Origin of the sequence: Amycolatopsis sp. NPDC051128 (genome assembly GCF_040682715.1) — a bacterium.
Classification (GTDB): domain Bacteria; phylum Actinomycetota; class Actinomycetes; order Mycobacteriales; family Pseudonocardiaceae; genus Amycolatopsis.
In genome coordinates this window covers 101,806-126,289 of the sequence record NZ_JBFBBN010000026.1, presented here as the reverse complement: position 1 = coordinate 126,289, position 24,484 = coordinate 101,806, and the positions used below count along the sequence as shown (strand labels likewise).

The following is a 24,484-nucleotide window of genomic DNA, read 5'->3' as shown; positions in this document are numbered from 1 at the left end:
GGAGACCCTCGGCTGGCGGACACCAGCCGAGGCCCTCACCGCGCTACTGTTGGATCAACAAACAACAGGTGTTGCAACCACCGCGTGAATCCGCCCGACATTCACGGACTTGGGTCACTTCAGGCCGGTGGCCTCGGACGCGGCGGGGTCGGAGTCGGCGAGGAAGGTCTTGCAGCGCTCGTACTCCTCGGCCTCGCCGATCTTCCCGGCGGCCTTGCCGAGCACGGCGAGGGCGCGCAGGAACCCCTGGTTCGGGCGGTGCGTCCACGGCACCGGGCCGAAGCCCTTCCAGCCCGCGCGGCGCAGCTGGTCGAGACCCCGGTGGTAACCGGTGCGGGCGTACGCGTACGCGGCGACGGTCTCACCCGCGTCCAGGGCCTTCTCGGCCAGCGAAGCCCACGCTTCGCTGTAGTCGGGGTGTTCGGCGGCGACGGCCGCCGGGTCGTTCCCGGCGTCGAGCGCGGCCTGGGCGGTGGTGTGCTCGGGCAGCAGCGTCGGCTCGGGGCCGAGCAGGTTGTGGGTCATGACGCCCATTCTGCCCACGCCCGCGAATCAGAAGAACAGGCTCCCGAGAACCCCGCCGCCGGCCAGCAGCAACGCGGCGATCAGCACGCCCGCGACAACTCGTTTCGGCATCATGGCGGCACACCCTGCCAACGGTCCCCGGCCTGAGGCAAATCCGTGACCCGTAGGGGTGAACCCGGATTTTGGCGTCTTTCGCCACGGTCTTGGCCCACTCGTGACCAACACCGGCCATGATGTCGGGCATGGCCAAGGCAGTCGACGTCCCGGAGGACGTGATCCCGCGCAGCCCGATCGGCAAGACGCGGCTGTTCTTCACGCGGCACTGGCACCGCGGCGCCCCCGGGCAGCCGACGCCGGACTGGGTGCTGCGGTTCTGCTACGGGATGTGGCTGGCGGCGTTCGCGTTCAAGCTGGTCGGCTCGTCCTGGGACATGTCGTGGCACTTCATGTGGCTGCGCGACGACCTGGCGCCGCCGCACCTGATCAACACCGTCGGCACGGTGATCATCGTGGTGCTGGTGGCGATCCACAGCTACACCGGCCTTGGCGCCGACAAGACGTCGCTGAGGCTGATGCAGATCGGTCTGCTGATGTTCCTGGTGGCGGCGCCGCTGGACGTCATCAACCACCGCGTCAACGGCCTCGACCTGACCGCGTGGAGCCCGTCCCACATGATGCTCTACCTGGGCACGGGCATCATGCAGGCGGGCGTCCTGCTGGGCTGGCTGCGGCTTTCCCCGCGGGGCCGCTTCCGGACGGGCGTGCTGCTCGCGCTGTGGGCGTTCTTCCTCGAGAACACGTTCTTCCCGAACGGCCAGCAGGAGTACGGCATCCTCGGCCTGCGGGCGTGGGAGCGCGGGACGCCGGAGGCGGAGCCGTCGCTGCTGGACTTCGCGGCCGGCCAGATCGGGCACCCGGTCGACCGGACCGCGGTCCTGCACTTCACGATGCCGATCCCGGAGTGGGTGTACCCGCTGTGGGGCATCGGCGTGATGGCGCTGATCCTGGCGCTGGCCCGGCAGACGCTGGGCCGCCGCTGGTCGGCTTCACTGGTGGCGCTGGCGTACGTCGCCTACCGCTCGGTGATGTGGCCGCTGCTGGTCGGGCTGGGTTTCCCGGCGTCGACGATCCCGTTCTACCTGCTGGCGGTGGGCCTCGCGGTCGACCTGGCGTTCGTGATCGGCCGGGGCCACGGAGTCCTCACGGCGGGCGTCGGCGCCCTGCTCGTGACGGCGTTCGGGTACGGCGCGCTGTGGCTGCAGTCGCAGTTCCGGCCGTGGGTGCTGGGTGACGCGCACACGGAGTCGGCCCCGCCGGTGGCGTACTGGACGGCGGCGGTGGCGCTGGCCGGGCTGTTCGTCCTGTGGGCGGCGGCTGGTCCGGTGTCACGTCGTTGGACGGCACGGCAGGTCTCGGCGTAGCACACGGTGCTACACTTGTGTTGTGAAGATCATCAGCCAACGGGAGTTTCGCAACAGCTCTGCCGCGGTCATGGACGCCGTCGAAGCCGGCGAGACCTTCCACGTCACCCGCAACGGCGTGGAGATCGCCGAGCTGCGACCACTGACCCAGCGACGCCAGCTCACCACCGAGGAAATAATTGCCCGGCGCAGGCGGCTACCTCGCGTGGACGCCGCAGAGCTGCGCCGTGAGGCAGACGAGTTCTTCGGCGAGGACCGCCTGACCGATGACGACAACCCATGGGAACGGTCTCGTGGCTGAACGGCACGAACTGGGCGTGCTCGACACCTGCGTCTACCTCGACCTCGTCGACCTGAATCCGGAGAAGCTGCCGGTTGTCCACCAGATCACGACAGTCACGATGGCCGAACTCCACCAAGGCGTCGCGTTGGCGAAGGATCCAGTCACCAAGGCTGCGCGCACGGAAGACCTCGCAGCGGCGATGGTGGACTACGTGGCGCTTCCGTTCGACACCGATGCCTCCACACGGTTCGGCTCATTGGCAGCGCTCACCGTGGCGGCAAAGCGCGATCCTCGGCCGCGCAAAATGGACTTGATGATCGCGGCGATCGCGTCGTCACGGAACTTGCCGCTGTACACCCGCAATACGAAGGACTTCAAGGGCCTCGAGAGCCTGCTCGAAGTCGTCGAGGTCTGAACACGACGAAGGGCGGCACTTTCACGTGAAAGTGCCGCCCTTCGTGCGCGTCTTACTTGAGCTTCGTGCCAGCCGAGCCGAGGGCCTGGCAGGCCTCGACCACGCGCTGGGCCATCCCGGCCTCCGCGGCCTTGAGGTACGACCGCGGGTCGTAGACCTTCTTGTTGCCGACCTCGCCGTCGATCTTCAGCACTCCGTCGTAGTTCTTGAAGAAGTGGTCCACGATCGGGCGAGTGAACGCGTACTGCGTGTCCGTGTCGACGTTCATCTTCACCACGCCGTACGACACCGCCTCGCGGATCTCCTCCGGCAGCGAGCCCGAACCGCCGTGGAAGACCAGCTCGAACGGCTTCGAACCCGCGTCCAGGCCGAGCTTCTTCGACGCCGCTTCCTGGCCGCCCTTCAGCACGTCCGGGCGCAGCTTCACGTTGCCCGGCTTGTACACGCCGTGCACGTTGCCGAACGTCGCCGCCAGCAGGTAGCGGCCCTTCTCGCCGGCGCCGAGCGCGTCGATCGTCTTCAGGAAGTCGCCCTCGGCGGTGTACAGCTTCTCGTTGATTTCGGCTTCGACGCCGTCCTCTTCGCCGCCGACGACGCCGATCTCGACCTCGAGGATGATCTTCGCGGCCGCCGTCTGGGCCAGCAGCTCCGCGGCGATCTCCAGGTTCTCGTCGAGGTCGATCGCCGAGCCGTCCCACATGTGGGACTGGAACAGCGGGTTCTGGCCGTTCTTGACGCGCTCCGCCGAGATCTCGATCAGCGGGCGGACGAAGCCGTCCAGCTTGTCCTTCGGGCAGTGGTCGGTGTGCAGCGCGACGTTCACGTCGTACTTCGCGGCCACAACTTGGGCGAACTCCGCGAGCGCCGTCGCGCCGGTCACCATGTCCTTGACCTTCTGGCCCGACGCGAACTCCGCGCCGCCGGTGGAGAACTGGATGATCCCGTCGCTCTCCGCCTCGGCGAAGCCGCGGATGGCGGCGTTCACGGTCTCGGACGAGGTCACGTTGATGGCCGGGTAGGCGAACTCGTTCGCCTTGGCCCGGTCGAGCATCTCCGCGTAGACCTCGGGGGTGGCGATGGGCATCGTTACTCCTCCTTGGCACAGGGTGGGTCCCGACCGCATCGTACGAGGTGTGCCGCCGCCGCACACCGGTCCCCGCGCAGAAACTTCCGCGCACGTGGAATCGGTTCAGAACGCGGCACGCCCGGCCACCGGCGGAACCGGCGACCGGGCGGGATCACCCGCTCAGCGCAGCGCCGCGGCCAGCGCGCGGTACGCCGGCCACGGGTCCTCGTTCAGCACCTGGATGTTGACGTGGTCCGCGCCCGCTTCGAAGTGGGCGCGGAGGCCCTGGGCGACCGTTTCCACGTCGCCGCGCAGGGCCAGCGCATCGATCAGGCGGTCACTGCCCTCGCCTTCGACGTCCTCGTCCGTGAAGCCGAGTTTCCGCAGGTTGGCGACGTAGTTCGAGAGCCCGAGGTAGTACTTGACCGTGGCGCGGCCGATCGCGCGCGCCTTCTCGATGTCGGTCTCGACGACGACCTTGTGCTCCGGGGCCAGCAGCTTGCCCTCGCCCAGGATTTCGCGGGCCTCGCGGGTGTGCTGCGGCGTGACGAGGTACGGGTGTGCGCCGGCGGTGCGGTCCCCGGCGAGCTTGACCACCTTCGGGCCGAGGGCGGCCAGCGCGCGGCCTTCGACGGGCACTCCCGCCGCGTCCAGGCTGTCGAGGTAGTCGACCAGCGCCGCGTACGGCTTCTTGTACTCCGTGGTCGCCTCGCGGTGGCCCGCGCCGACGCCGAGGAGGAAGCGGTCCGGGTACTTCCCGGCGATCCGCTCGTACACCTTCGCGATCGAAGCGGCTTCGTCCTGCCAGATGTTCACGATGCCGGTCGCGATGACCAGCGAGTCCGTCGCGGCGAGCAGATCGTCGACGAACGCGAGGTCGCCGCTGGGGGAGCCGCCCAGCCAGATCGCGCCGTAGCCGAGCTTCTCCGCCTCCGCCGCGAACTTCGCGTCGACGTTTCCGTAGTACCGCCAGATACCGAGCTTGCCCAGTTCGATTGCCATGGAACACTCCAACGCGCGAGAACCCGGTTTTCCTCCCGCCCGACCGAACTTACTTTCCAGTAGCTTACTGCGGGTAAGTTGAGGTACGGTCCTCCCCGAAAGCGACGTTAGACGTCCGGGAGGACACCGTGGCCCACCCGTTTTCGCTGCTCAGGAACACCAAGAACGTCGACGGCAAGGTCGTGCTGATCACCGGCGCCGCCCGCGGCATCGGCGCCGGGCTGGCCGAACGGCTCGCCGCACGCGGCGCGAAGGTCGCCCTCGTCGGACTCGAAGCCGAGGAGCAGCGGAAGGTCGCCGACCGGATCGGACCGAACGCGCGCGCCTGGGAAGCCGACGTCACGAGCTGGGACGCGCTCGAGCACGCGGTCACCGGCGTCGTCGAGCACTTCGGCGGGATCGACGTCGTCATCGCGAACGCCGGCATCGCGACCGCGGGCTTCGTCCGCTCGGTCGACCGGGCCGCGTTCGAAAAGGTCATCGAGGTCGACCTGCTCGGCGTCTGGCGCACCTTCCGCGTCACGCTCCCGCACGTCATCGAGCGCCGGGGCTACCTGCTGGCGATCTCGTCCCTCGCCGCGATCACCCACGCGCCGGGCATGGCCAACTACGCCGCCGCCAAAGCCGGCGTCGAGGCGTTTTCGAACAGCCTCCGCGCCGAGGTCGCCCACCTCGGCGTCAAGGTCGGCGTCGCGCACCCGACGTGGATCCGCACCGACCTGGTCGAGAGCGCCGACGCGCACCCGGTGTTCGGCAAGCTCCGCGCGTCGATGCCGGGCCTGATCGGGAAGACCTACCCGCTGGACGTCGCCCTGGACGACCTCGAAGCCGGCCTCCTCAAGCGCGCCCGCACGATTCACGTGCCGCGCTGGGTCGGCGGACTGAAGCTGTTCCGCGCTTTCCTGCCGCCGGTCATCGAGATCGGCTCGCGCGGCCGGGTACCTTCGGCGGACAAGGCCGCGCTGGCCGACATCGAGGCGCGCGGTGCGTTCGAGTCGGCGGTCACCGGCCACGGCGGGCGGGCCGCCACCAAGGGGTGAACGTGTCCTGCCAGGTACGCGAAGCTCGGGGCGCGTACTGACAGGTAGGGAGTACTTCCAAGTAACTGTTACTTGAGGTAACGTCATCTGGGCAGCAGCATCCTCGAAGCAGCGGAGGCCGACAGATGACCGAGCGGTTCAAGGTCGTGATCGTTGGCACCGGGTTCTCCGGGCTCGGCCAGGCGATCCAGCTCGAAAAGGCCGGCATCCGGGACTACGTGATCCTGGAGAAGGCCGGCGAGGTGGGCGGCACCTGGCGCGACAACTCGTACCCCGGGTGCGCGTGCGACGTGCAGTCGCACATGTACTCGTTCTCGTACGAGCAGAACCCGGACTGGTCACGGTCGTTCTCGCCGCAGCCGGAGATCTTCGACTACCTCAAGGGCGTCGCCGGCAAGTACCGGCTCCGCGAAAAGATCCGGTTCGGCGTCGAGCTCACCGGCGCCCACTGGGACGAGCGGGAGCGCCGCTGGACGGCGACGACGAAGGACGGCCACGAGTTCTCGGCGCGGTTCCTCGTCGCCGGCGTCGGCGGCCTGCACATCCCGCAGATCCCCGAACTGCCCGGGATCGAACGGTTCGAGGGCCGGACCTGGCACTCCGCGCGCTGGGACCACGAGTACGACCTGCGCGGCAAGAAGGTCGCCGTCGTCGGCACCGGCGCCAGCGCCGTCCAGTTCGTCCCGGAGATCGCCCCCGACGTCGCCGAGCTGACGCTCTTCCAGCGCACGCCGCCGTGGATCATGCCGAAGCCGGACCACGCGATGCCGGCGTGGGTGCGGACGCTGTTCCGCCGCGTCCCCGGCACCCAGCGGGCCTACCGCGACGCGCTGTACTGGCTCCTCGAAGCGCGCGCCATCGGCTTCAACGGCCACCCCGCGATCATGAAGGCGGGCGAGCTGATCGCGAAGCGGAACATCGCCAAGGGCATCGAGGATCCCGCGCTGCGCAAGAAGGTCACGCCCGGCTACACGATGGGCTGCAAGCGCGTCCTGATCTCCAACGACTACTACCCGGCGCTGAACCGGCCGAACGTCGACGTCGTCACCGACGGCGTCGCGGAGGTCAGGGCACACTCGATCGTCGACCGCGCCGGCGTCGAGCACGAGGTCGACGCGATCGTCTACGGCACCGGCTTCAAGGTCACCGACGCGCTGGAGTACCTCGACATCACCGGCGTCGACGGCCGCAACCTCGCCAAGGAGTGGGCGGCCGAGGGGATGCGGACGCACAAGGGCATCACCGTGTCCGGCTATCCGAACCTGTTCTTCCTGCTCGGCCCGAACACCGCGCTGGGCCACAACTCCGTCGTGTTCATGATCGAGGCGCAGGCGCGGTACGTCGTCGACGCCATCAAGCTCGCCGACTCCCGCGACGCCGCCGCGCTCGACGTCCGGCCGGACGCGCAGGAGAAGTTCCAGCAGGACATCCAGGACAAACTGGTCAAGGGCGTCTGGACGCAGGGCGGCTGCAAGAGCTGGTACCTCGATGCCAAGGGCGTCAACCGGACGATCTGGCCCGGCTTCACGTGGCGATACTGGCTGGAGACGCGGAAGGTGGACCCGGCCGACTTCGAGCTCAGCGGACGCGCGTCATGACCGGCGCCCGGCCTATGAGGCGTCGGGCACCCAGGCGCCGATCACCGGCTTGAACTCGCGGACGCTCCGCTCGGCGACGACGCCCTCCAGGAAGTACGGGTCCTGGTCGATCGTCTCCTTCAGGTGCGCTTCGTCGTCGGCCTGGTAGAGCGTGAGGCCGCCGGTGCCGTCGCCGAGCGGCCCGGCGACCGCGACGCGGCCCTGCTCGGCCAGCGCGCGCAGGAAGTCGCGGTGCCGCGGCCGGACCTCCGGCATCTTCTCCTGGACGTAGGTGATTTCGACGAGGAACCAGGCCATCGGGCACTCCGGGATCGGGCGGGTGGTGAACGGACCCGACGCTACCCGCGTGTCACAACTGTGTGCCGGTATCCGATCTGTAGCTACAGCAGGCCAACCCGATAGGCTGAGCCCGCGTCAGTACCTGTGTGAGCGCTGTGAATACCGTGAACCTGCTGACGCGGCACACCGTGCCTGATCCCGCCCGGGACGACCGGCACGGCCGGATGGTGGTCGAAGACAGGCAGGGGTTCATGCTCGAGGGCAATGCGGAACGCAGTGTCGAGGCGACCCTCGGCCAGCTGCGGGTCATGGACGGTCCGGCCCCGGCGCAGACGCCCGCGCCACTGACCCTCGAAGACCTCTACCGCCAGCACCGGATGCGGCTGGTCCGGCTGGCGATCCTGCTGGTCGACGAGCCCGCGACGGCGGAAGACGTCGTCCAGGAGGCCTTCACCGGCCTGCACCGCAACTGGAGCAGGCTCCGGGACGCCGCGGCCGCCGTCGGCTACCTGCGCACCGCCGTGGTCAACGGGTCGCGCAGCGTGCTGCGCCGCCGCAAGACCGCCCGCGAGTACGTGCCGCCGCACGCGGTGAACGCGCGGTCCGCCGAAAGCCTCGCGATGCTCTCCAGCGAGCACCAGGCGGTGGTCAGCGCGCTGTCCAAGCTGCCGCCCCGCCAGCGCGAGGTGCTGGTGCTGCGTTACTACGGCGGGCTGAGCGAAGCCGAAATCTCCGAGGCCGCGGGCATCTCGAAGGGTACGGTTAAGTCGACCGCCAGCCGGGCGCTCGAGGCGCTCCAGAAGGCCATGCAAGCTCCCCAGTGACCCGGGTGGACCACCGCCGTCACCGAGTCGTATCACCATGCTTGGTCCAGACCAATATATGCTGGGGCGCGTGAGAGGCGCCGGAGATTTCGTGATCATGGGCGGCCGGGTCGCCGCCCCGGACCGTGTACTCGACGACGGCTGGGTAGCCGTCTCCGACGGGCGGATCGCCGGCGTGGGTTCGGGGACCCCGCCGTCCGGCGAGCACGTGGACGTCGGCGGGGCGCTGGTCGTGCCCGGGTTCGTCGACACCCACTGCCACGGCGGGGGAGGTGGCTCGTTCACCTCCCTCGATCCCGGAGAACTCCTGACGGCGGTGCGAGCGCACCGCCGTCACGGCACCACGACCATGCTCGCCAGCCTGGTCTCCGACCCGGTGGACGTCCTGCGTGAGCAGGTGGCGGCGCTGCGTGAGCTCGTCCAGGACGGCGAGGTCGCGGGCATCCACCTGGAAGGGCCGTTCATTTCGAAGGCCCGCTGCGGGGCGCACGACCCGGAGACGCTGATCGAGCCGGACACCGGCACGGTCGACAAGCTGCTGCGCGCCGGCCAGGGCGCGATCCGGATGGTCACCATCGCCCCCGAGCTGCACGGCGGCGTGAAGGCCGTCCGGCAGCTGGCCGAGTCCGGCGTCATCGCCGCCATCGGGCACACCGACGGCGTCGAGGAGCAGCTGCTGCCGGCCATCGACGCGGGCGCGACGGTCGCGACCCACCTGTTCAACGGCATGCGGCCGCTGCACCACCGCGAGCCCGGCCCGATCGGGGCGCTGCTGGACGACGAGCGCATCACCATCGAGCTCATCTGCGACCTGGTGCACCTGCACCCGACCGTGGTGCGGCTGGCCGCGAAGCACGCGGGCCGGAACCGGACGGTGCTGGTCACCGACGCGATGTCGGCCACCGACGCCGCCGACGGCCGCTACACGCTGGGCAGGCTCGAGGTCGACGTGCACGACGGCGTCGCCACCCTCGCCGACAACGGCTCGCTGGCCGGCAGCACCCTGACGATGGACACCGCCTTCCGCAACCTGGTGCGGGGTGCCAAACTCGACATTCTCGACGCGGTGCACGCGACGTCGCGGCGGCCCGCCGAACTGCTCGGCCTCGCCGACCGCACCGGGATGCTGTGCCAGGGCTACGCGGCCGACCTCGTGGTCCTCGACCAGGACCTCCGGCCGGCGAAGGTGCTGCGCCGGGGTGAATGGGTCGCCGAGGTGGGTACAGCTACCTTGAGCACGTAATACTGACTTCGAGGAGACGGACGGGCGGGATGAGCGAGCCGAAGGACCCCGAGCAGCTGCTGGCGGACGCCCTTCGCGCGCAAGCCGTCTTCGCCCCGCAGGCGTCGCCGCCGCCGGCGAAGGAGTCCGAGCCGGGCACCGACGCCGTCCCGACCAGCGCGATCAACGAACTGCCCTCGGCGTACGGGCTGCTCTCGGGCGCCGGCGCGGACTCACTGGAGCGCGAGCGAGCCGCCCTGGACGCGGCCGACGCGCCGACGGCGTTGTCGCCGCGTCCCCAGCTCTCGCCGCCTCCCCCGGAACCCGTGACGGTCCGGCGAGCGACGTCGGGCGCGCAGCTGCCCGCGTACTGGATCCTGCTGCTGGCGGTGCTGCTGGGCCTCGCGGCGGGGTCCGTGGTGGGGCTGCTCACGCTGGTCTGACCGGGTCTCAGCCACGACTCAGGGTGACCCTGTACCGTTTTCCAGGTGATTCTCGCCCAGAGCACGGTCAACACGATGTCCCTGCTGCCGTCATGGCTGGACCCGAACGTCCTGCTCGATGGCGTGGCAGGCCCGGCCGTCGCCGTGCTGTGCCTCATCATCTTCATCGAGAGCAGCGTCTTCCCGGTGCTGCCCGGCGACTCACTGTTGTTCACGGCCGGCCTGCTCATCGCGAACGGCAAGCTGTTGCCGCTCCCGCTGACCTGCGTACTCGTGACCGTGGCCGCGCTACTCGGCAACGTCGTGGGCTACTACATCGGCTACTTCGCCGGGCCCAAGCTGTTCAACCGGCCAGACTCGAAGTTCTTCAAGCGAGAACACGTCGACAAAACGCATGCGTTCCTGGAGAAGCATGGTCCGAAAGCGGTCGTACTGGCCCGGTTCGTGCCCTTTGTTCGGACCTTCATCACCTGGATCGCCGGCATCGGCCGGATGAGCCCCAAGACCTACTTCACCTACACCGTGATCGGCGGCATCTTCTGGGCCGCGGGCATCACGATCCTCGGCTACCTGCTCGGCGACATCCCGTTCATCGGCAAGAACATCGACGCGATCTTCGTGCTGATCGTGCTGATCTCGGTGGTGCCGATCGTGCTCGAGTACCTGAAGTCGCGGCGTGAGAAGAAGGCGGTCGCGGAGACCGACCCCGAGGTCACGCAGCGGATCCCGCGCATCAAGGACTGATCATTCGGTCATCGAGAACATCGAACCCGGGTTGAACAGGTTCTCCGGGTCCAGGGCCTGCTTGATCTGCCGGTGCACCCGAATCCCGATCGGCCCGATCTCCCGTGCCAGCCACTCCCGCTTGATCTTCCCGACGCCGTGTTCGCCGGTCACCGTGCCACCCAGCGCCAGGCCGACCTCCAGGATCTCGTCGAACGCGCGCCGGGCGCGGGCGAACTCGTCCGGGTCGTCGGGCTGGTAGACGATCGTCGGGTGCATGTTGCCGTCGCCGGCGTGGCCGACCACGGCGATCCGCAGGCCGACCTCTTCGCTGATCTTCTCGCAGCCGCGGATGAGCTCGGCGATGCGCGTGCGCGGGACGCAGACGTCGTCGGTGAGCCACTGGCCGTACGTCTCCAGCGCGGTCAGCACGACCCGGCGGGCCTGCAGGAGCATCCGGCCCTCTTCGAGGTCGTCGGTCGTGTACGCGAGGTCCGCGCCGCAGTCGACGCAGATCTGCTCCAGCGCGGCCAGCTCGCGGCGGGCGACCTCGCCGCCCGCGTCCGACTGGCCGAGCAGCAGCGCCCGGCAGTTCGAGCCCGCGCCGAGGTCGGTCTTGAGGTACGTCTCGGACGCCTTGATCGACGACGCGTCCATGATCTCCAGCAGTGACGGCACGAGCCCTTCGCGAACAACGCGGGCGACGGCCTCCCCGGCGGCTTCGGTGGTGCTGAAGCCCGCGACAAGCGTGGAGGGCGCCTGCGGCAGCGGCTTGAGCTGGACGGTGGCCTGCGTGATGACGCCGAGCGTGCCCTCGCTGCCGACGAACAGCCGGGCGAGGTCGTACCCGGCGACGCCCTTGACCGTGCGGCGGCCGGTCTTGAGCAGCGAGCCGTCGGCCAGCACCACCTCGAGGCCGAGGACGGAGTCGGTGGTCACGCCGTACTTCACGCAGCAGAGGCCGCCGGCGTTGGTGGAGAGGTTGCCGCCGATGGTGCACCAGTCGTAACTGGACGGGTCCGGCGGGTAGAACAGGCCGTGCTTCTCGACGGCGTTGCGGAAGTCCAGGTTGACGACCCCGGGCTGCACGACGGCGAGCCGGTTGCCCGCGTCGATCTCGACGATCTGGTCGAGCTTGGTCAGCGACAGCGTGACGCAGCCGTCGATGGCGTTCGCGGCGCCGGACAGCCCGCTGCCGGCCCCGCGCGGCACGATCGGCACCTTCGCTTCGGCGCACGCCTTGACGACGGCCTGCACCTCCTCGACGTTCGCGGGCAGCACCACGGCCAGCGGCTGACCGGACGGCGCCAGCGGCATCATGTCGCGCGCGTAGGAGGCGGTGACGTCGGAGTCGGTGAGCACGGCGCTCTTGCCGAGCAGGTCGCGGAGCCGGGTGACCAAATCGCTCATAGCTTCATCGTAAGCCCGGGTAGTCCGCACTGCGGAAATTTAGTTTCAAATCCGCCGGTTCAGCGCAGCACGCCGTGGAGTTTGTCGATGTGCACCCTCAGCAGCACCCGCTGGTCGGCGACCATGGCGTCCCGGTACTCGTCCCAGTCCGGGTGCTCGCCCGCCGCTCGGCGGTAGTAGTCGACCAGCGCCTCGACCGTCGCGTCGTCCCGGGCGGCGGCCGGCGGTGTCAGCTCCGCCCGGCCCTCCGCGACCACGTAGCTCCAGCCGTCCTCGCTGCCCACGTGGTAGGTCACCCGCGGGTCGCGGCGCATGTTCTTCGTCTTCGCCCTGGTCTCGGTGATCGACGCGATGACCGTGTCCGTCGCCGCGTCGTACAGGTGGTTGATCGTGGACAGCTGGGGCCGTCCGTCACGGCGGATCGTGGCGAGGACGCCGTGGCGGCGCGCGGCGAGGAAGTCCTTCAACGCTGTGTCGTCGGTCATACCTCTTCCAACCCGTGGCCGGCGCCGTTGTTCCGCGAAGGCCACTCGAAATCTGCTTGCATACGACAACTAAAGTGTGTTGTGACACATCGAGCACGCCCGCGCTTGCACAACAGCGAGTGAAGGCACATCCTTGCCTGAGGCAACTAGTTGCAGCCGCCAACCAACGCCTTGAAGGACTCCCATGGCACCGAACACCTCCGCCACCCGGCCCACGGCCGAACTCGACCTGGCCGACCAGCTCGGCCACGAGCTCGTGCGCCTGGTCCGCCTGATCAACAAGGCGAAGTCGCAGGTGTCCAAGCAGGGTCCGGACGGCATCGAGCGCGCGGCGTACGCGATCCTCTTCACCCTCATCCACGAGGGCCCGCAGCGCACCAGCCGGCTCGCCGAGTCGCTCCACTCCGAGATCTCCACGATCAGCAGGCAGTCGAGCTCGCTCGTCCAGCACGGCCTCGTCGAGCGCCAGGCCGATCCCGAAGACGGGCGTGCCTGCCTGCTCGCGCCGACAGCCGAGGGCATGCGGGTGTTCGAAGAGAACCGCAAGAAGCGCAACCAGTGGCTGGCCGAGGTGCTCGGGGACTGGACCGACGGGGACATCCAGACCCTGAACCGCCTCTTCGGCCGGCTCAACACAGGTATCGAGAACCACTCTCCGCAGCTGGCCGACGCCAACGCGTCCGCCGGTGCACCGGCCAAGGGGGCCAACGCATGAGCACCACCACCGTCGAACAACCCGTGGCGAAGGAACCACCACGGCTGAGCCACCGCCAGATCGTCACGATCCTGAGCGGCCTGATGTGCGGCATGTTCCTCGCCGCGCTGGACCAGACGATCGTCGGCACGTCGATCGTCAAGATCGCCAACGACCTGCACGGCTTCGACCTGCAGGCGTGGGCGACCACGGCGTACCTGATCACCTCGACGATCGTCACGCCGATCTACGGCAAGCTGTCCGACATCTACGGCCGCAAGCCGTTCTACCTGGCCGCGATCACCATCTTCGTGGTCGGCTCGCTGGCCTCGGCCTTCGCCCAGTCGATGTACGAGCTCGCCGCGTTCCGCGCGGTGCAGGGCCTCGGCGCCGGCGGCCTGATGTCGCTGGCCATGACGATCCTCGGTGACATCGTGCCGCCGCGGGAACGCGCCAAGTACCAGGGTTACATCCTCGCTGTGTTCGGCCTGTCCACCGTGCTCGGCCCGGTGCTCGGCGGCTTCTTCGCCGGCATCGAGCACGCCGGCACCATCTTCGGCTACGACATCCACGGCTGGCGCTGGGTCTTCCTGATCAACGTCCCGATCGGCATCCTCGCGCTGTTCGTCGTCGCCAGGGTGCTGAACGTGCCGCACGAGCGCCACGACCACAAGATCGACTGGTGGGGCGCGCTCGCACTGGTCGTCGCGGTGGTGCCGTTCCTGATCGTCGCCGAGCAGGGCCAGAAGTGGGGCTGGGGCGACCAGAAGTCCATCTGGTGCTACGTCGTCGGCGGCGTCGGTGTGATCGCCTTCATCGCGGTCGAACGGTGGATGAAGGAAGCCGCGCTGATTCCGTTGCGGCTGTTCAAGAACTCGACGTTCACCGTGGCGATCATCGGCGGTGTCATCGTCGGTGTCGCGATGTTCGGCGCGATCACGATGATCCCGCAGTTCATGCAGGTCGTGCAGGGCTACACGCCGACCGAGTCCGGGCTGCTGATGCTGCCACTGATGGCGGGCATCATGCTCAGCTCGATCGTGTCCGGCCGGATCACCGGGAAGACCGGGCGCTACAAGGTGTTCCCGATCGTCGGCACCATCATGATCGCCGGCGGCGCGTTTTTCTTCGCGCAGGTCGAGTACAACTCGGCGCTGTGGCACCCGCTGGTCGCGGCCGCCCTCATCGGCCTCGGCCTCGGCCAGTGCATGCAGACGCTGATCATCGCCGTGCAGAACGCCGGCCCGCGCAGCGACATGGGCGTCTCCACCGCGTCGGCGACGTTCTTCCGCCAGATCGGTGGCACCGCGGGTGTCGCGATCTTCCTGACGGTCCTGTTCAACACCCTGATGCCCAACATCACCAAGGCGTTCGGCGGTCAGCTGCCCGCCGGTGCCGGCGCGAGCGTCGGCAATCTGTCCGAGAACACCAGCGTGATCCAGACCCTGCCGGACGCGATCAAGACGCCGATCCTGATCGGCTTCACCGACTCGATCACCACGGTGTTCTACATCGCGGGTGCGGTGGCGCTGCTGGCCACCGTGGTGCTGCTGTTCATGAAGGAGATCCCGCTGACCAACGCGGCCCCGGCCGCGGCGGCCATGGAGGGCGGCGAGGCACTGCTCGACGAGCACGCCGACCAGCCGACCGAGATCGTCGAGCCGGTGCGCGCGGTCGACCGTGAGCCGGCCCTCGTCGGCGGCGGGAAGCACGCGCTGAGCACGAACGGCCACGGTGACTACCAGGCCATTTCGGGCGCGCTGCCGATCACGAACTCCGTCGCGGAGCCGGAACTCGACGTTCCGGTCAGCGCCGGGGGCGTGCCGGTGACCGGACACGTGCGCCGGCAGGACGGCAGCCACGTGGCGGGTGCCGCGCTGACCCTGATCGACCAGCGCGGCCGCCAGGTCGCGCGGGCCACCGGGGCCGCGGACGGCAGTTACTCGGTGCCCAGCCAGGGGCCGGGCGCGTACGTGCTCATCGTGGCCGCGAACGGCCACCAGCCGCAGGCCTCCAGCGTCGTGATCAGCAACGGGCCGGCGACGATCGACGTCACGCTCACCGGGTCCGGCGAGCTGACCGGCACCGTCAAGGCGGCCGCGACCGGCGAGCCGCTGGCGAACGTGACCGTCACGCTGACCGACGGCCGCGGCGAGGTGAACGGCGCGTTCATCACGACCGCGGACGGCACCTACGCCTTCGTCGGGGTCGGCGCCGGGGCCTACACCCTGGTCGCCAGCGGCACGGGCTACCGGCCCGTCGCGGTGACGCTGACCGTGCCGGACAGCGGCGTGCTGCGCCACGACGTCGAGCTCGCCAGCTCGGTGCAGCTGACCGGCACCGCGCGGACCGAAGGCGACCGGGTGGTGCCGGACGCGCGGATCACCGTGCTCGACGCCGAAGGCGCCGTGGCGGCCGTGGCCAGGACCGACGGCGAAGGCCGGTACGTGGTGAGCGACCTGCCCGCGGGCGCGTACACCGTGGTCGCGAGCGGCTACCCGCCGGCGACCAGCCAGGTGGAGCTCACCGGCGGCGAAGCGGACCACGACGTCCGGCTGAGCTACGACCAGGCCCTCGACGAACTCGTCGACCGGTCATGACCGGCCTCCGCGCGGCCTTCCGCACGGCCGAGGGCTGGGCGGTGGAGCACGCCGTGCTCACCGTCACCGACCCGGCCGGGCGGCAGGTCGCCCGGCAGGCCGCGGACGTCCGCGGGGAAGTCGTCACCGAGGCGCTTCCCCCGGGCAGCTACACCGCCGTCGTGACGGCGGCCGGGTACGCCCCGGTCGCCCGGACGGCGCGGATCGCCTCGGACGGCACCGGCTCGCTCGGCGACGTCGTGCTGGCCCCGGTCGCCGAGGCGATCGACCTGCCGCCCGCCGGGCCGTGGGTGATCGACCCGGCGCACTCGTCGGTGGTCGCGACCGCGCGGCACCTGGGCATCGCGAGCATCAAGGCGCGGTTCCCGGACGTGTCCGGCCGGATCGAGATCGGCCGCCCGGCCGAGCGGTCCTCGGTGCACGCCGAGATCAAGGCGGCGAGCATCGACACGAACATCCGGATGCGGGACGACCACCTGCGCTCGCCGGACTTCCTCGACGTCGACGTGCACCCGATGATCACGTTCACGAGCACTGGGCTGCGTCAGCGCGGCGCCGGCTCGTGGACGCTGCTCGGCGAGCTGACGCTGCACGGCGAGCGCCGGGAGATCGAGCTGGAGCTCACCTACGGCGGCTGGGGCCCGGACCCGTGGGGCGGCGTGCGCGTCGCGTTCCACGCCGAGACGCAGCTGCACCGGAACGACTTCGCGATCAACTACGGCGCGATGGTCCGCGCCGGGGTCGCGGCGGTCGGCACGACGGTGAAGGTCGAGCTGGACATCGAAGCGGTGCAGGGCGAGTCGCTGCCGCGGTTCTGACGTGCGGCTTGACAGCCAGTAAGGCGCCCTTCACGGCTTGTGCGAGCTGAAATCCCGGATGGCTCGATTTGGCCGTTCGCCGCGGGGTGTTCACCTGGGCCACGTAGGCTCCAGGTGTGAACGTCGTGAGCATCGAGGCCGCGGGCGTCGGCGTGAGCTGGCTGGACACCGCCGGGCCGCTGCTCGTCTGGGTGATCGTGCTGAGCTTCGTGCTGGTCGAATGCGCGCTGATCATCGGGCTGTTCCTGCCCGGCGACTCGTTGCTGTTCGGGGCCGGCGTGGTGCTGGCACAGCACGGTTCGGACGCGAACGCGTGGTTCCTGTCGGGGGCCGCGCTGATCGTCGCCGTGCTCGGCAACCAGATCGGCTACTACATCGGACGCACCGGCGGCACCAAGCTCATCGCGCGCCGCGACGGGAAGGTGCTGAACCGGCACAACCTCGAACGCGCGCAGCGGTTCCTGGACCGGAAGGGCTTCTTCGCGATCGTGGCGGCCCGGTGGATCCCGTGGATCCGCACACTGGCGCCGCTGATCGCCGGGGCCGCGCGGATGGACCCGCGCCGGTTCATGGCGGCGACCGCGCTCGGCGGGCTGCTCTGGGTGCCGACGCTCGTGCTGCTCGGCTACTACGGCGCCGGCCTGCTCGACGCGCTGCCGTGGCTGAAGACGGTCGCGCTGTGGGTCAGCGTCGCGTTCTTCGTCTTCGGGACCGGCTTCGGCGTGGTGCGCTATCGCCAGGAGATGCGCCGTCCGGTGGACGAGCCGGACGACAGCAACGCCCGCGCCTGAAGCCCGCTCAAAGCTCCGGGTCGGCCCAGATCTCGAGCTGGATGCCGTCGGGGTCGCGGAACACGATGACGCGCGAGCCTTCGAAGGTGCGTGACGGCGCGGCCGGCTGGGACCAGACGCCGAATTCGGCGAGCCGGCTCTCCCATTCGGCCAGCTCGGCGACCGACCCCACCTTGAAGGCGACGTGGTCGAGCCCCGTCCGGCGCTCGTCGAACCCGCGTCTGCCGGTGTCCGCGTGCTGCACCAGCACCACGGAGAACTCGTCCCCGGCGGACCGCAGCAGGACCTTGCGCAGTCCCGTGTCCGGCTCTTCGCGCCGGGTGACCTCCTCGAGGTCGAGGACGCGGACGTACCAGGGCACGCTACGGTCCACGTCGGTCACGGTGAGCGCCAGGTGGTGCACGGACATGAGTTTTGCCATGGCTGTCGAAGCCGTCCTTTCGCGTGGCGGCTTCATCAGAGTCGCACAGCGCGACGGAGCCAAAACCTCGGTGACCAAGTTCCCCGGCCAATCGTGATCTCGCCGTCTCCGGACGTCTCATCCTCCGGAAATACCCTACCGCCGGTCACCCCGGCCTTACGGATGGCGACCGACGGTAGCAGTCAGGCATCCAGGCTCCGGGCCCGGAGGCGCTCGAGGGTGATCAGGCGTCGTTCCCGGTTGATGCGCTGCGTCGTCACCCGGTCGGGGTAGCAGCGGGTGAACATGTTCGTGAAGTGCGTGCCGTAGTGAATGGACTCCTCACCTCCCGTCAGCGGCCGGACGGTGGCGCCGAACGACGGCTCGTGGAAGTACGCCAGCGTGTACCGCTCCCGCGGCGCCAGCCGGACCTTGTGCGGTGTCGACAGCAGCCTGCCGCCGGTGAGGAACTGCAGGATGTCGCCGGGAAAGACGGTGAACACTCCTGGCTCGGGTTCGACGAAGTGCCACGGCTCGTCGTCCTGGTACATCCCCGCCGTGCTCTCCTGCGGCAGCCAGTTGCGGTTGCGGTGTTCCCCGGGCACCGGCGGCCGGACGAGGAGACCGCCGACGTCGTCCTGCGCGGCGATCACGAGCAGGCCGTAGTCGGTGTGCGCGCCGATCCCGCGTTCGGTCGTCGCGGACCGGGAGGGGAACCGCAGCACGCGCATGTGGTGCCAGCCGTCGCGGGTGAGGCGGGTCAGCCGGTCGGCCTCGAGGCCCAGCCCGAGCGCGACGAGCCGCAGGATCTTCTCGCCGATTTCCCCGACCTCCCGGAGGTGGGCCTTCATCACCGTCCGGTAGCCATCGTCCGGCCACGGCACCGGTCCGTGGCACGGCCAGGCTTCGGTGACGCGGGGGTCGTCGAGCGGGATGTCCGGGCAAACGGTGAAGATTTCGGAGAAGTCGGCTTCGCCCGCGGTCACTTCTTCCCCGGAGGCGATGTAGCCGCTGTAGGTCAGATCGCTGACGAACATCGCTTTTTCCGGTAGGGGTCTCGCGAAGAACCGCCTGCTTTCGGCAAGCGCTTCCCCGGTGATCCGGTCCTGCTCGGTCGTGGCCGCGACCTGGAAGATCCCGTCGGTCTCCCAGGTGCGGACCAGTTGACGGCCGAGTATTCGATCAACCGTCGTCCCACTCATCGAAACAGGCAGCTCGAACGTACGCAACGCGGTCATTCCTGTTCACCCTTTCGCCCGGTATTCGGGAACGTGCACCACACGAATAGCAGGAAATGCCGGTTCAGAAGGATCAGCGGCCGCCACCGACGTCCAGTACGGCGCCCGTGGTGAACGACGAGGCCGGCGACAGCAGGAACAACACCGCTTCGGCGATCTCGGCCGGCTGCCCGGCGCGGCCCATCGGGATCTGCCGCGCGTACTTCTCGAGCCGCCCCGGCAGGCCGGCGGCCTCGTGCAGCCCGGTGTGGATCATCCCCGGCGCGACGGCGTTGACCCGCACGCCTTCGCCCGCGACCTCCTGCGCGAGCCCGAGGGTCAGGGTGTCGACGGCGGCTTTGGACGCGGCGTAGTGCACCCACTCCCCGGCCGACCCGGTGCGCGCGGCCGTCGACGAGATGTTGACGATCGCCCCGCCCGCGCCGCCGTACCGGTCCGACATCCGGCGGACCGCCTCGCGGCAGCACAGGAACACGCCGGTGACGTTGACGTCGAGGGTCCGCCGGACGACCTCGACGTCGTAGGAGTCGAGCCGCCCGGGGGTGTTGCCGACGATCGCGGCGTTGTTGACCAGCGCGTTCACCGGCCCCAGCGCGGCGGCCGCGTCGAACAGCGCGCGGACGTCGTCCTCCACGGAGACGTCCGCGCGGAAGGCCAGCGCCTGACGGCCGTGCGCACGCACCTGCGCGGCGACGTCCTCGGCGGGCTCCGGGTCGCCGGAGTAGTTCACGACGACGTCGTAGCCGCGCGAACCCGCCAACGAGCAGATGGCCGCCCCGATCCCCCGGCTCCCGCCGGTGACGATGAGCGTCATCGTCAGATCGCGAAGTTGGCCAGGGGCAGGTTCTCCAGCACCAGGTCCGCGCGGTCCCGGGTCTGCGAAATGAGGTCGGCGTTGCGCTGGTCCGAGCCGAGCGCGCGCTGCCGGGCCTCGACCAGCGAACGGCCGTAACGGCGGTGGCGCGACACCAGGCGTTCGATCCGCTCGGGCTCGTCCGGCGCGAGGAACCAGGCCTCGGTGAGCAGCGGCCGGATGCCGCTCCACGGGTCGTCCGGCAGCAGCAGGTAGTTGCCTTCGGTGATGACCAGCTGGACCTCGGGCGCGACCGGGACCGCCCCGGCGATCGGCTCCTCGATCTCGCGGCGGAATTCCGGCGCGTACACCGTCTCGCGGCCTTCGGCGAGGCGGCGGATCATGTGGCAGTAGCCGGCGGCGTCGAACGTGTCCGGCGCTCCCTTGCGCTCGACCCGGCCCAGCCGGCGCAGTTCGACCTGCGCGAGGTGGAAGCCGTCCATGCCGACCACCGCGGCACGCGAGCCGAGCGCGTTCGCCAGCGCCCAGGCCAGCGTGGTCTTGCCGGACGCGGGCGCGCCCACGATGCCGAGCACGTTGCGCTGCCCGCGCACCGTCAGCCCCTCGGCCCTGACCAGCAGATCGTCGAACGCCGTCATGTCGTGTTCCTTCCTGCGATCGCGGTCGTCCACGACCGCGGTCCCACATGCCGCACCCGTTCGGCGGCCACCTCGTTGGCGAAGCGAATCCGGTCCGGCACCGTGCGTTCGCGCGTCACGGCGACGGCGAGCGCGCCGTGCCAGACGTCGCCCGCCCCCAGTGTGTCCCTCGCTTCGACAGGCGGGACGGGCACCTCTCCGGAACGCCCGTCCGCTGTGGACCACCGGACCGGAGCCGGCCCCGCGGTGGTGATCACGGTCGGTACGCCGCGCTGGTGCAGTCCGGGTTCCGGCGCGGTGAAGTGCGCGGAGCAGGCGGCGATGTCGACCAGCGGCAGAAGGTCGTCGAGCACCGGCTTCCAGCTCCCGGCGTCGAGCACGACGGGCACCCCCTCGGCCCTGGCTGCCTTCGCGACGGCAAGCGCAAGTTCCGGGTGGTGCCCGTCAACGAGCACCACATCAGCCCCACCAGCCTCAAAAAGTGGAGCTTTCCCTATGAAAGTGGCGCCTTCGGCGTTGCGGGAGACGACCGTGCGCTCGCCGTCGCGCTCGCGGACGGCGACCGCGCTGACCGGCGGCGGATCGGGCAGGTCGGGGGCCAGGTCGATGACGCGCACGCCGTGCGCGTCGAGGTCCGCTCGGGCGAGCGCTGCCAGCGGGTGCGCACCGAGGACGGTCAGCAAGGTCGCCTCGGCGCCGAGCGCGGCGGCCGTCACCGCGGCGTTCGTCGCGGGCCCACCGGCCGCGACGTCCACCGCGAGTGACTGCACCTTCTCACCCGGCGCCGGAAGCTCCGCGACCCGCTGGACGACGTCCACGGTGCACAGTCCCGCCAGCAGCACTCTCACTCCGGCCCGAGGCACTCTTTCCCGCCGAGGGCCCATTCAGCTGAGCCCGGCCACGTGGGTCGCGGCCGCGGCCTCTTCGACCTCGCCGTTCTCGTTGAGCCGCAGCGCACCCGTGAGCAGGCCGACGACCTGGTTCATCGAGTGCGTCTTCGGCGAGACGACCGCGACGCGCTTGCCGAGGCGGTGCACGTGGATGCGGTCGGCGATGTCGAAGACGTGCGGCATGTTGTGGCTGATCAGCACCACCGGCAGGCCGCGGTCGCGGATCCGGCCGATCAGGTCGAGGACCTTGCCGGACTCGGCGACGCCGAGCGCGGCGGTGGGCTCGTCCATGATCACGGCCTTGGTGCCGAACGCGGCCGCGCGGGCCACGGCGACGCCCTGGCGCTGGCCGCCGGAGAGGGTTTCCACGGGCTGGGTGATGCTCTTGATGTTGATGCCCAGCTCGTCGAGGATCCGCTGCGCCTCGGTCCGCATGGTGGCGGTGTCGAGCTTGCGGAACAGCCCGAACGCGCCGCCGAGGCGTTTCTCGCGGCCGAGGAACATGTTCGACGCGATGTCGAGCGCGGGCGCGACGGCGAGATCCTGGTACACCGTCTCGATCCCGTAGTGCCGGGCGTCCAACGGGGTCTTGAAGTGGACGGTCTGACCGTCCACTTTGATCTCCCCTTCGTCCGGGACCACGGCCCCGGACAGGGTTTTGATCAGCGACGACTTCCCGGCGCCGTTGTCGCCGACCACGGCGAGCACCTCGCCGGGGAGCAGGTCGAAGTCGGCGCCGTCGATGGCGGTCACCCGGCCGTAGCGTTTCACCAGTCCACGGGCCTGGAGGATCGGTTCACTCATGACTGCTGCTGCCTCCTCGCGATCCGGTCCACCACGACGGCGGCGATGAGCAGGGCGCCGGTGGCGAGGTCCTGGTAGTTGCCGTCGACGTTCATCTGCGTCAACCCGGACCGCAGCACCGCCACGACCAGCGCGCCCATCAACGTGCCGAGCACCGAGCCGCGGCCGCCGAAGAGGCTCGTCCCGCCGAGGACGACGGCGGTGATCGAGTCGAGGTTGCCGAGCTGGAACTGGTTCGGGTCGGCGTTCGGCGTCCGGCCGAGCGCCTGCCACGCGGCGATGCCGAAGGCCAGCCCGGCGACGATGTACACCGACAGCACCGTGCGGTTGACCTTGATGCCGGACAGCCGCGCGGACTCCGGCGCGTTGCCGACGGCGTAGACGTGCTTGCCCCACGCCGTTTTCGTCAGCGCGTACCAGACCCCGAGGTACATGAGCAGCGCCAGCGTCATGCCGTAGGTGATGGGGATGCCGCCGAAGAGGTAGCGCTTGGTGCCGAGCCACTGCAGCAGCCCGTCGGTCACCGGCACGGCCTGGCCGCCGGCGATCAGCTTGGACACCGCGGTCAGCATGGTGAAGGTGCCGAGCGTGATGATGAACGCCGGGAGCTTGATCCGCGTGGCGAGCGAACCGATGAAGATGCCGACGATGATCGTCAGCACGACCCCGGCCAGGAGCGCGACGAAACCGTTCGTGCCGGCGGCGGCGAGCTTCGCCATGATCAGCGTCGCGACGACCATCGAGGACGCGTTGGACAGGTCGATGCCCGCGATGAGGATGACGAGCGTCTGGCCCAGCGCGAGCGTCCCCACGACGAGGGACTGCTGGACCACGGTGGACAGGTTGTCGAGGTCGAAGAAGGTGTCCGTGGACAGCGAGAACACCACGATCGCGACGACCAGCGCGAGCGCCGGGCCGACCGCGGGGGCGCGGAGGAGGAACTCGCCGAGCGACGCACGTTCCTTTGTGGACGGACGGGCGACGGTGGCCGTCGTCGCGTTTGTGGATGTCACTGCGCGCCTCCCCAGCAGTTCTGCAGGCCCCACGCGGTGTCGTGGCTCTCGACGCCGGGCACGGGCTTGTCGGTGATCACGGCGGACCCGGTGTTGACGAAGCCCGTCGGCTTCTTCCCGGTCTTCGCGTACTCGACGGCGGCAAGCACGCCCTGTTCGGCCATCTTCTTCGGGAACTGCATGACGGTCGCCGCGTAGAGGCCGTCCTTGACGTTCTGGACGCCTTCGCAGCCGCCGTCGATCGAGCCCATCACGATCTGGCCGGTGAGCCCGCGGGCCTTCAGCGCCGCGTTCGCGCCGCGGCCCATCGGCTCGTTCATGGAGTAGACGGCGTTGATGTCGGTGGTGCGCTGCAGCAGGTTCTCCATGCCCTGCTGGGCGAGGCTCTGGTCACCGTTGGCCGCGGTGTGCCCCTTGATCTCGGGTGAGCCGTCGGTCAGCCCGATGCCCTTGAGGAAGCCGCCGTGGCGCTGGGTGTCGACCGAGCTGCCCGCCGTGCCGTCGACCATCAGCAGCTTGGGCGGTGTGCCGTTGAGCGCGGCCTTGACGTACGCGCCCTGCTGCTGGCCGGCCGCGAAGTTGTCGGTGGCGAAGGTGGCGTCGACGGCGTCCGGCGGCTCGGTCGCGGTGTCGAGCGCGATGACGAGGATCCCGGCGTCGCGGGCGTCCTTGATCGCCTTCAGCACGCCGGTGGACGAACTGGGCGTGATGAGGATGGTGTTCGCGCCCTGCTGCACAAGGTTCTCGATGGCGCGGACCTGGCCGTCGTTGTCGCCGTCGAACTGGCCGGCGAGCGCGCTGAAGTCGGCGCCGTTGGCCTGCGCGGTGGCTCTGGCCGAGTCGCGCAGCGCCACGAAGTAGGGGTTGGTGTCGGTCTTGGTGACCAGGCCGACCTTCGCTTTGCCGCTCCCGCCGGTGCTGGTGTTGCCGCCCCAATGGCGCTCGACCGTGCAGCCGGTCGTCGCGGCGAGGACGGCGGCCAGCACGACCGCGGTGAGACTTCGCTGTCTCATGGGTTCCTGCCCTTTACTGGTCCGAGGCTTGCCGA

The 24,484-nt window shown here is 69.6% G+C and carries 27 protein-coding genes; 13 read left to right on the top strand and 14 right to left on the bottom strand.

From position 1 onward, the window contains the following. Positions 1-114: 114 nt before the first annotated feature. On the bottom strand, positions 115-525 hold the full coding sequence (locus AB0M82_RS25450; protein ID WP_364726474.1) for a DUF3151 domain-containing protein: 411 nt from the start codon (positions 523-525) through the stop codon (positions 115-117). A 242-nt stretch (positions 526-767) separates the two neighbouring features. On the opposite strand from AB0M82_RS25450, the gene AB0M82_RS25445 reads away from it, so the two are divergent. Genes AB0M82_RS25445 through AB0M82_RS25435 form a run of 3 tightly spaced genes read left to right on the top strand, consistent with a single transcriptional unit; the run spans position 768 to position 2,644 of the window. After that, positions 768-1,946 carry a hypothetical protein gene (locus AB0M82_RS25445; RefSeq protein ID WP_364726471.1) on the top strand — a complete coding sequence of 393 codons (1,179 nt, stop codon included), beginning with the start codon at positions 768-770 and terminating at the stop codon, positions 1,944-1,946. 22 nt (positions 1,947-1,968) lie between these two features. After that, entirely contained in the window at positions 1,969-2,247 is a 279-nt protein-coding gene (locus tag AB0M82_RS25440) for a type II toxin-antitoxin system Phd/YefM family antitoxin (RefSeq protein WP_364726468.1), read from the top strand. Next, the gene (locus AB0M82_RS25435; protein WP_364726465.1) at positions 2,240-2,644 is read left to right on the top strand and encodes a type II toxin-antitoxin system VapC family toxin; all 405 of its coding nucleotides are present in this window, start codon (positions 2,240-2,242) and stop codon (positions 2,642-2,644) included. The genes AB0M82_RS25440 and AB0M82_RS25435 overlap by 8 nt, the downstream gene beginning before the upstream one ends. 52 nt (positions 2,645-2,696) lie before the next feature. On the opposite strand, the gene fbaA is transcribed toward AB0M82_RS25435, so the two are convergent. Together fbaA and AB0M82_RS25425 are read right to left on the bottom strand one after the other, a co-directional pair. After that, positions 2,697-3,728, bottom strand: coding sequence for a class II fructose-bisphosphate aldolase (fbaA, locus tag AB0M82_RS25430; RefSeq protein WP_364726463.1), 1,032 nt, complete (start codon positions 3,726-3,728; stop codon positions 2,697-2,699). A gap of 162 nt (positions 3,729-3,890) precedes the next feature. Then, the gene (locus tag AB0M82_RS25425) at positions 3,891-4,712 is read right to left on the bottom strand and encodes an LLM class F420-dependent oxidoreductase (protein WP_364726460.1); all 822 of its coding nucleotides are present in this window, start codon (positions 4,710-4,712) and stop codon (positions 3,891-3,893) included. Positions 4,713-4,840: 128 nt separating this feature from the next. On the opposite strand from AB0M82_RS25425, the gene AB0M82_RS25420 reads away from it, so the two are divergent. Both AB0M82_RS25420 and AB0M82_RS25415 read left to right on the top strand, forming a co-directional pair. Next, on the top strand, positions 4,841-5,752 hold the full coding sequence (locus AB0M82_RS25420; protein ID WP_364726457.1) for an SDR family oxidoreductase: 912 nt from the start codon (positions 4,841-4,843) through the stop codon (positions 5,750-5,752). Between the two features lie 125 nt (positions 5,753-5,877). Next, entirely contained in the window at positions 5,878-7,350 is a 1,473-nt protein-coding gene (locus AB0M82_RS25415; RefSeq protein WP_364726455.1) for an NAD(P)/FAD-dependent oxidoreductase, read from the top strand. Between the two features lie 12 nt (positions 7,351-7,362). Here AB0M82_RS25415 and AB0M82_RS25410 read toward each other — a convergent pair whose 3' ends face one another. Further along, on the bottom strand, positions 7,363-7,647 hold the full coding sequence (locus tag AB0M82_RS25410) for a YciI family protein (protein ID WP_364726453.1): 285 nt from the start codon (positions 7,645-7,647) through the stop codon (positions 7,363-7,365). 233 nt (positions 7,648-7,880) lie between these two features. Here AB0M82_RS25410 and AB0M82_RS25405 point away from each other — a divergent pair, with 233 nt between their 5' ends. The 4 genes from AB0M82_RS25405 to AB0M82_RS25390 all read left to right on the top strand — a co-directional run bounded on the left by AB0M82_RS25405 (position 7,881) and on the right by AB0M82_RS25390 (position 10,862). Continuing rightward, complete coding sequence (locus tag AB0M82_RS25405; protein ID WP_364726492.1) at positions 7,881-8,453, top strand: SigE family RNA polymerase sigma factor; 573 nt, start codon at positions 7,881-7,883, stop codon at positions 8,451-8,453. Between the two features lie 91 nt (positions 8,454-8,544). After that, positions 8,545-9,696, top strand: coding sequence for an N-acetylglucosamine-6-phosphate deacetylase (gene nagA / locus AB0M82_RS25400; protein WP_364726489.1), 1,152 nt, complete (start codon positions 8,545-8,547; stop codon positions 9,694-9,696). A 29-nt stretch (positions 9,697-9,725) separates the two neighbouring features. Beyond that, complete coding sequence (locus AB0M82_RS25395; protein ID WP_364726450.1) at positions 9,726-10,118, top strand: hypothetical protein; 393 nt, start codon at positions 9,726-9,728, stop codon at positions 10,116-10,118. A 45-nt stretch (positions 10,119-10,163) separates the two neighbouring features. After that, entirely contained in the window at positions 10,164-10,862 is a 699-nt protein-coding gene (locus AB0M82_RS25390) for a VTT domain-containing protein (RefSeq protein ID WP_364726447.1), read from the top strand. Here the strand turns inward: AB0M82_RS25390 and AB0M82_RS25385 are convergent, their stop codons facing one another. Both AB0M82_RS25385 and AB0M82_RS25380 read right to left on the bottom strand, forming a co-directional pair. Continuing rightward, complete coding sequence (locus AB0M82_RS25385; protein WP_364726444.1) at positions 10,863-12,251, bottom strand: FAD-linked oxidase C-terminal domain-containing protein; 1,389 nt, start codon at positions 12,249-12,251, stop codon at positions 10,863-10,865. It lies immediately after the preceding gene. A 59-nt stretch (positions 12,252-12,310) separates the two neighbouring features. Further along, positions 12,311-12,736 (bottom strand): PPOX class F420-dependent oxidoreductase, encoded by a 426-nt coding sequence (locus AB0M82_RS25380; protein ID WP_364726441.1) that lies wholly within the window; start codon positions 12,734-12,736, stop codon positions 12,311-12,313. Positions 12,737-12,920: 184 nt separating this feature from the next. On the opposite strand from AB0M82_RS25380, the gene AB0M82_RS25375 reads away from it, so the two are divergent. The 4 genes from AB0M82_RS25375 (at position 12,921) to AB0M82_RS25360 (ending at position 17,639) form a co-directional block, all read left to right on the top strand. Beyond that, on the top strand, positions 12,921-13,451 hold the full coding sequence (locus tag AB0M82_RS25375; protein ID WP_364726439.1) for a MarR family transcriptional regulator: 531 nt from the start codon (positions 12,921-12,923) through the stop codon (positions 13,449-13,451). Further along, a complete protein-coding gene (locus AB0M82_RS25370) occupies positions 13,448-16,030 on the top strand; it encodes an MFS transporter (protein WP_364726436.1) in 2,583 nt (860 codons plus the stop codon). The genes AB0M82_RS25375 and AB0M82_RS25370 overlap by 4 nt, the downstream gene beginning before the upstream one ends. Further along, on the top strand, positions 16,027-16,848 hold the full coding sequence (locus tag AB0M82_RS25365; protein ID WP_364726435.1) for a YceI family protein: 822 nt from the start codon (positions 16,027-16,029) through the stop codon (positions 16,846-16,848). Before AB0M82_RS25370 ends, AB0M82_RS25365 begins: the two co-directional genes overlap by 4 nt. 116 nt (positions 16,849-16,964) lie before the next feature. After that, on the top strand, positions 16,965-17,639 hold the full coding sequence (locus AB0M82_RS25360) for a DedA family protein (protein ID WP_364726432.1): 675 nt from the start codon (positions 16,965-16,967) through the stop codon (positions 17,637-17,639). A 7-nt stretch (positions 17,640-17,646) separates the two neighbouring features. Here the strand turns inward: AB0M82_RS25360 and AB0M82_RS25355 are convergent, their stop codons facing one another. The 8 genes from AB0M82_RS25355 to AB0M82_RS25320 all read right to left on the bottom strand — a co-directional run bounded on the left by AB0M82_RS25355 (position 17,647) and on the right by AB0M82_RS25320 (position 24,449). Further along, a complete protein-coding gene (locus tag AB0M82_RS25355; RefSeq protein WP_364726430.1) occupies positions 17,647-18,060 on the bottom strand; it encodes a VOC family protein in 414 nt (137 codons plus the stop codon). A gap of 182 nt (positions 18,061-18,242) precedes the next feature. Continuing rightward, positions 18,243-19,277: a 2OG-Fe(II) oxygenase family protein gene (locus tag AB0M82_RS25350; protein WP_364726428.1), complete on the bottom strand. Its 1,035-nt coding sequence runs from the start codon at positions 19,275-19,277 to the stop codon at positions 18,243-18,245. A 73-nt stretch (positions 19,278-19,350) separates the two neighbouring features. Further along, positions 19,351-20,091 carry an SDR family oxidoreductase gene (locus tag AB0M82_RS25345; protein ID WP_364726425.1) on the bottom strand — a complete coding sequence of 247 codons (741 nt, stop codon included), beginning with the start codon at positions 20,089-20,091 and terminating at the stop codon, positions 19,351-19,353. A 2-nt stretch (positions 20,092-20,093) separates the two neighbouring features. Further along, positions 20,094-20,729, bottom strand: a complete 636-nt coding sequence (locus AB0M82_RS25340) for a nucleoside/nucleotide kinase family protein (protein WP_364726423.1) — start codon at positions 20,727-20,729, stop codon at positions 20,094-20,096. After that, a complete protein-coding gene (locus AB0M82_RS25335; protein WP_364726420.1) occupies positions 20,726-21,571 on the bottom strand; it encodes a PfkB family carbohydrate kinase in 846 nt (281 codons plus the stop codon). The genes AB0M82_RS25340 and AB0M82_RS25335 overlap by 4 nt, the downstream gene beginning before the upstream one ends. A gap of 42 nt (positions 21,572-21,613) precedes the next feature. After that, complete coding sequence (locus AB0M82_RS25330; protein ID WP_364726418.1) at positions 21,614-22,423, bottom strand: ATP-binding cassette domain-containing protein; 810 nt, start codon at positions 22,421-22,423, stop codon at positions 21,614-21,616. Next, positions 22,420-23,436 carry an ABC transporter permease gene (locus AB0M82_RS25325; RefSeq protein WP_364726415.1) on the bottom strand — a complete coding sequence of 339 codons (1,017 nt, stop codon included), beginning with the start codon at positions 23,434-23,436 and terminating at the stop codon, positions 22,420-22,422. Before AB0M82_RS25325 ends, AB0M82_RS25330 begins: the two co-directional genes overlap by 4 nt. Further along, on the bottom strand, positions 23,433-24,449 hold the full coding sequence (locus AB0M82_RS25320; protein WP_364726412.1) for a substrate-binding domain-containing protein: 1,017 nt from the start codon (positions 24,447-24,449) through the stop codon (positions 23,433-23,435). Before AB0M82_RS25320 ends, AB0M82_RS25325 begins: the two co-directional genes overlap by 4 nt. Between the last annotated feature and the right edge of the window lie 35 nt (positions 24,450-24,484).

Coding starts and splice junctions, on each gene's coding strand:
- AB0M82_RS25450 (WP_364726474.1), bottom strand. CDS start 525: ATGACCCACAACCTGCTCGGCCCCGAGCCGACGCTGCTGCCCGAGCAC.
- AB0M82_RS25445 (WP_364726471.1), top strand. CDS start 768: ATGGCCAAGGCAGTCGACGTCCCGGAGGACGTGATCCCGCGCAGCCCG.
- fbaA (WP_364726463.1), bottom strand. CDS start 3,728: ATGCCCATCGCCACCCCCGAGGTCTACGCGGAGATGCTCGACCGGGCC.
- AB0M82_RS25425 (WP_364726460.1), bottom strand. CDS start 4,712: ATGGCAATCGAACTGGGCAAGCTCGGTATCTGGCGGTACTACGGAAAC.
- AB0M82_RS25415 (WP_364726455.1), top strand. CDS start 5,878: ATGACCGAGCGGTTCAAGGTCGTGATCGTTGGCACCGGGTTCTCCGGG.
- AB0M82_RS25410 (WP_364726453.1), bottom strand. CDS start 7,647: ATGGCCTGGTTCCTCGTCGAAATCACCTACGTCCAGGAGAAGATGCCG.
- AB0M82_RS25405 (WP_364726492.1), top strand. CDS start 7,881: ATGCTCGAGGGCAATGCGGAACGCAGTGTCGAGGCGACCCTCGGCCAG.
- AB0M82_RS25395 (WP_364726450.1), top strand. CDS start 9,726: ATGAGCGAGCCGAAGGACCCCGAGCAGCTGCTGGCGGACGCCCTTCGC.
- AB0M82_RS25385 (WP_364726444.1), bottom strand. CDS start 12,251: ATGAGCGATTTGGTCACCCGGCTCCGCGACCTGCTCGGCAAGAGCGCC.
- AB0M82_RS25380 (WP_364726441.1), bottom strand. CDS start 12,736: ATGACCGACGACACAGCGTTGAAGGACTTCCTCGCCGCGCGCCGCCAC.
- AB0M82_RS25375 (WP_364726439.1), top strand. CDS start 12,921: ATGGCACCGAACACCTCCGCCACCCGGCCCACGGCCGAACTCGACCTG.
- AB0M82_RS25370 (WP_364726436.1), top strand. CDS start 13,448: ATGAGCACCACCACCGTCGAACAACCCGTGGCGAAGGAACCACCACGG.
- AB0M82_RS25365 (WP_364726435.1), top strand. CDS start 16,027: ATGACCGGCCTCCGCGCGGCCTTCCGCACGGCCGAGGGCTGGGCGGTG.
- AB0M82_RS25355 (WP_364726430.1), bottom strand. CDS start 18,060: ATGGCAAAACTCATGTCCGTGCACCACCTGGCGCTCACCGTGACCGAC.
- AB0M82_RS25350 (WP_364726428.1), bottom strand. CDS start 19,277: ATGACCGCGTTGCGTACGTTCGAGCTGCCTGTTTCGATGAGTGGGACG.
- AB0M82_RS25345 (WP_364726425.1), bottom strand. CDS start 20,091: ATGACGCTCATCGTCACCGGCGGGAGCCGGGGGATCGGGGCGGCCATC.
- AB0M82_RS25340 (WP_364726423.1), bottom strand. CDS start 20,729: ATGACGGCGTTCGACGATCTGCTGGTCAGGGCCGAGGGGCTGACGGTG.
- AB0M82_RS25330 (WP_364726418.1), bottom strand. CDS start 22,423: ATGAGTGAACCGATCCTCCAGGCCCGTGGACTGGTGAAACGCTACGGC.
- AB0M82_RS25320 (WP_364726412.1), bottom strand. CDS start 24,449: ATGAGACAGCGAAGTCTCACCGCGGTCGTGCTGGCCGCCGTCCTCGCC.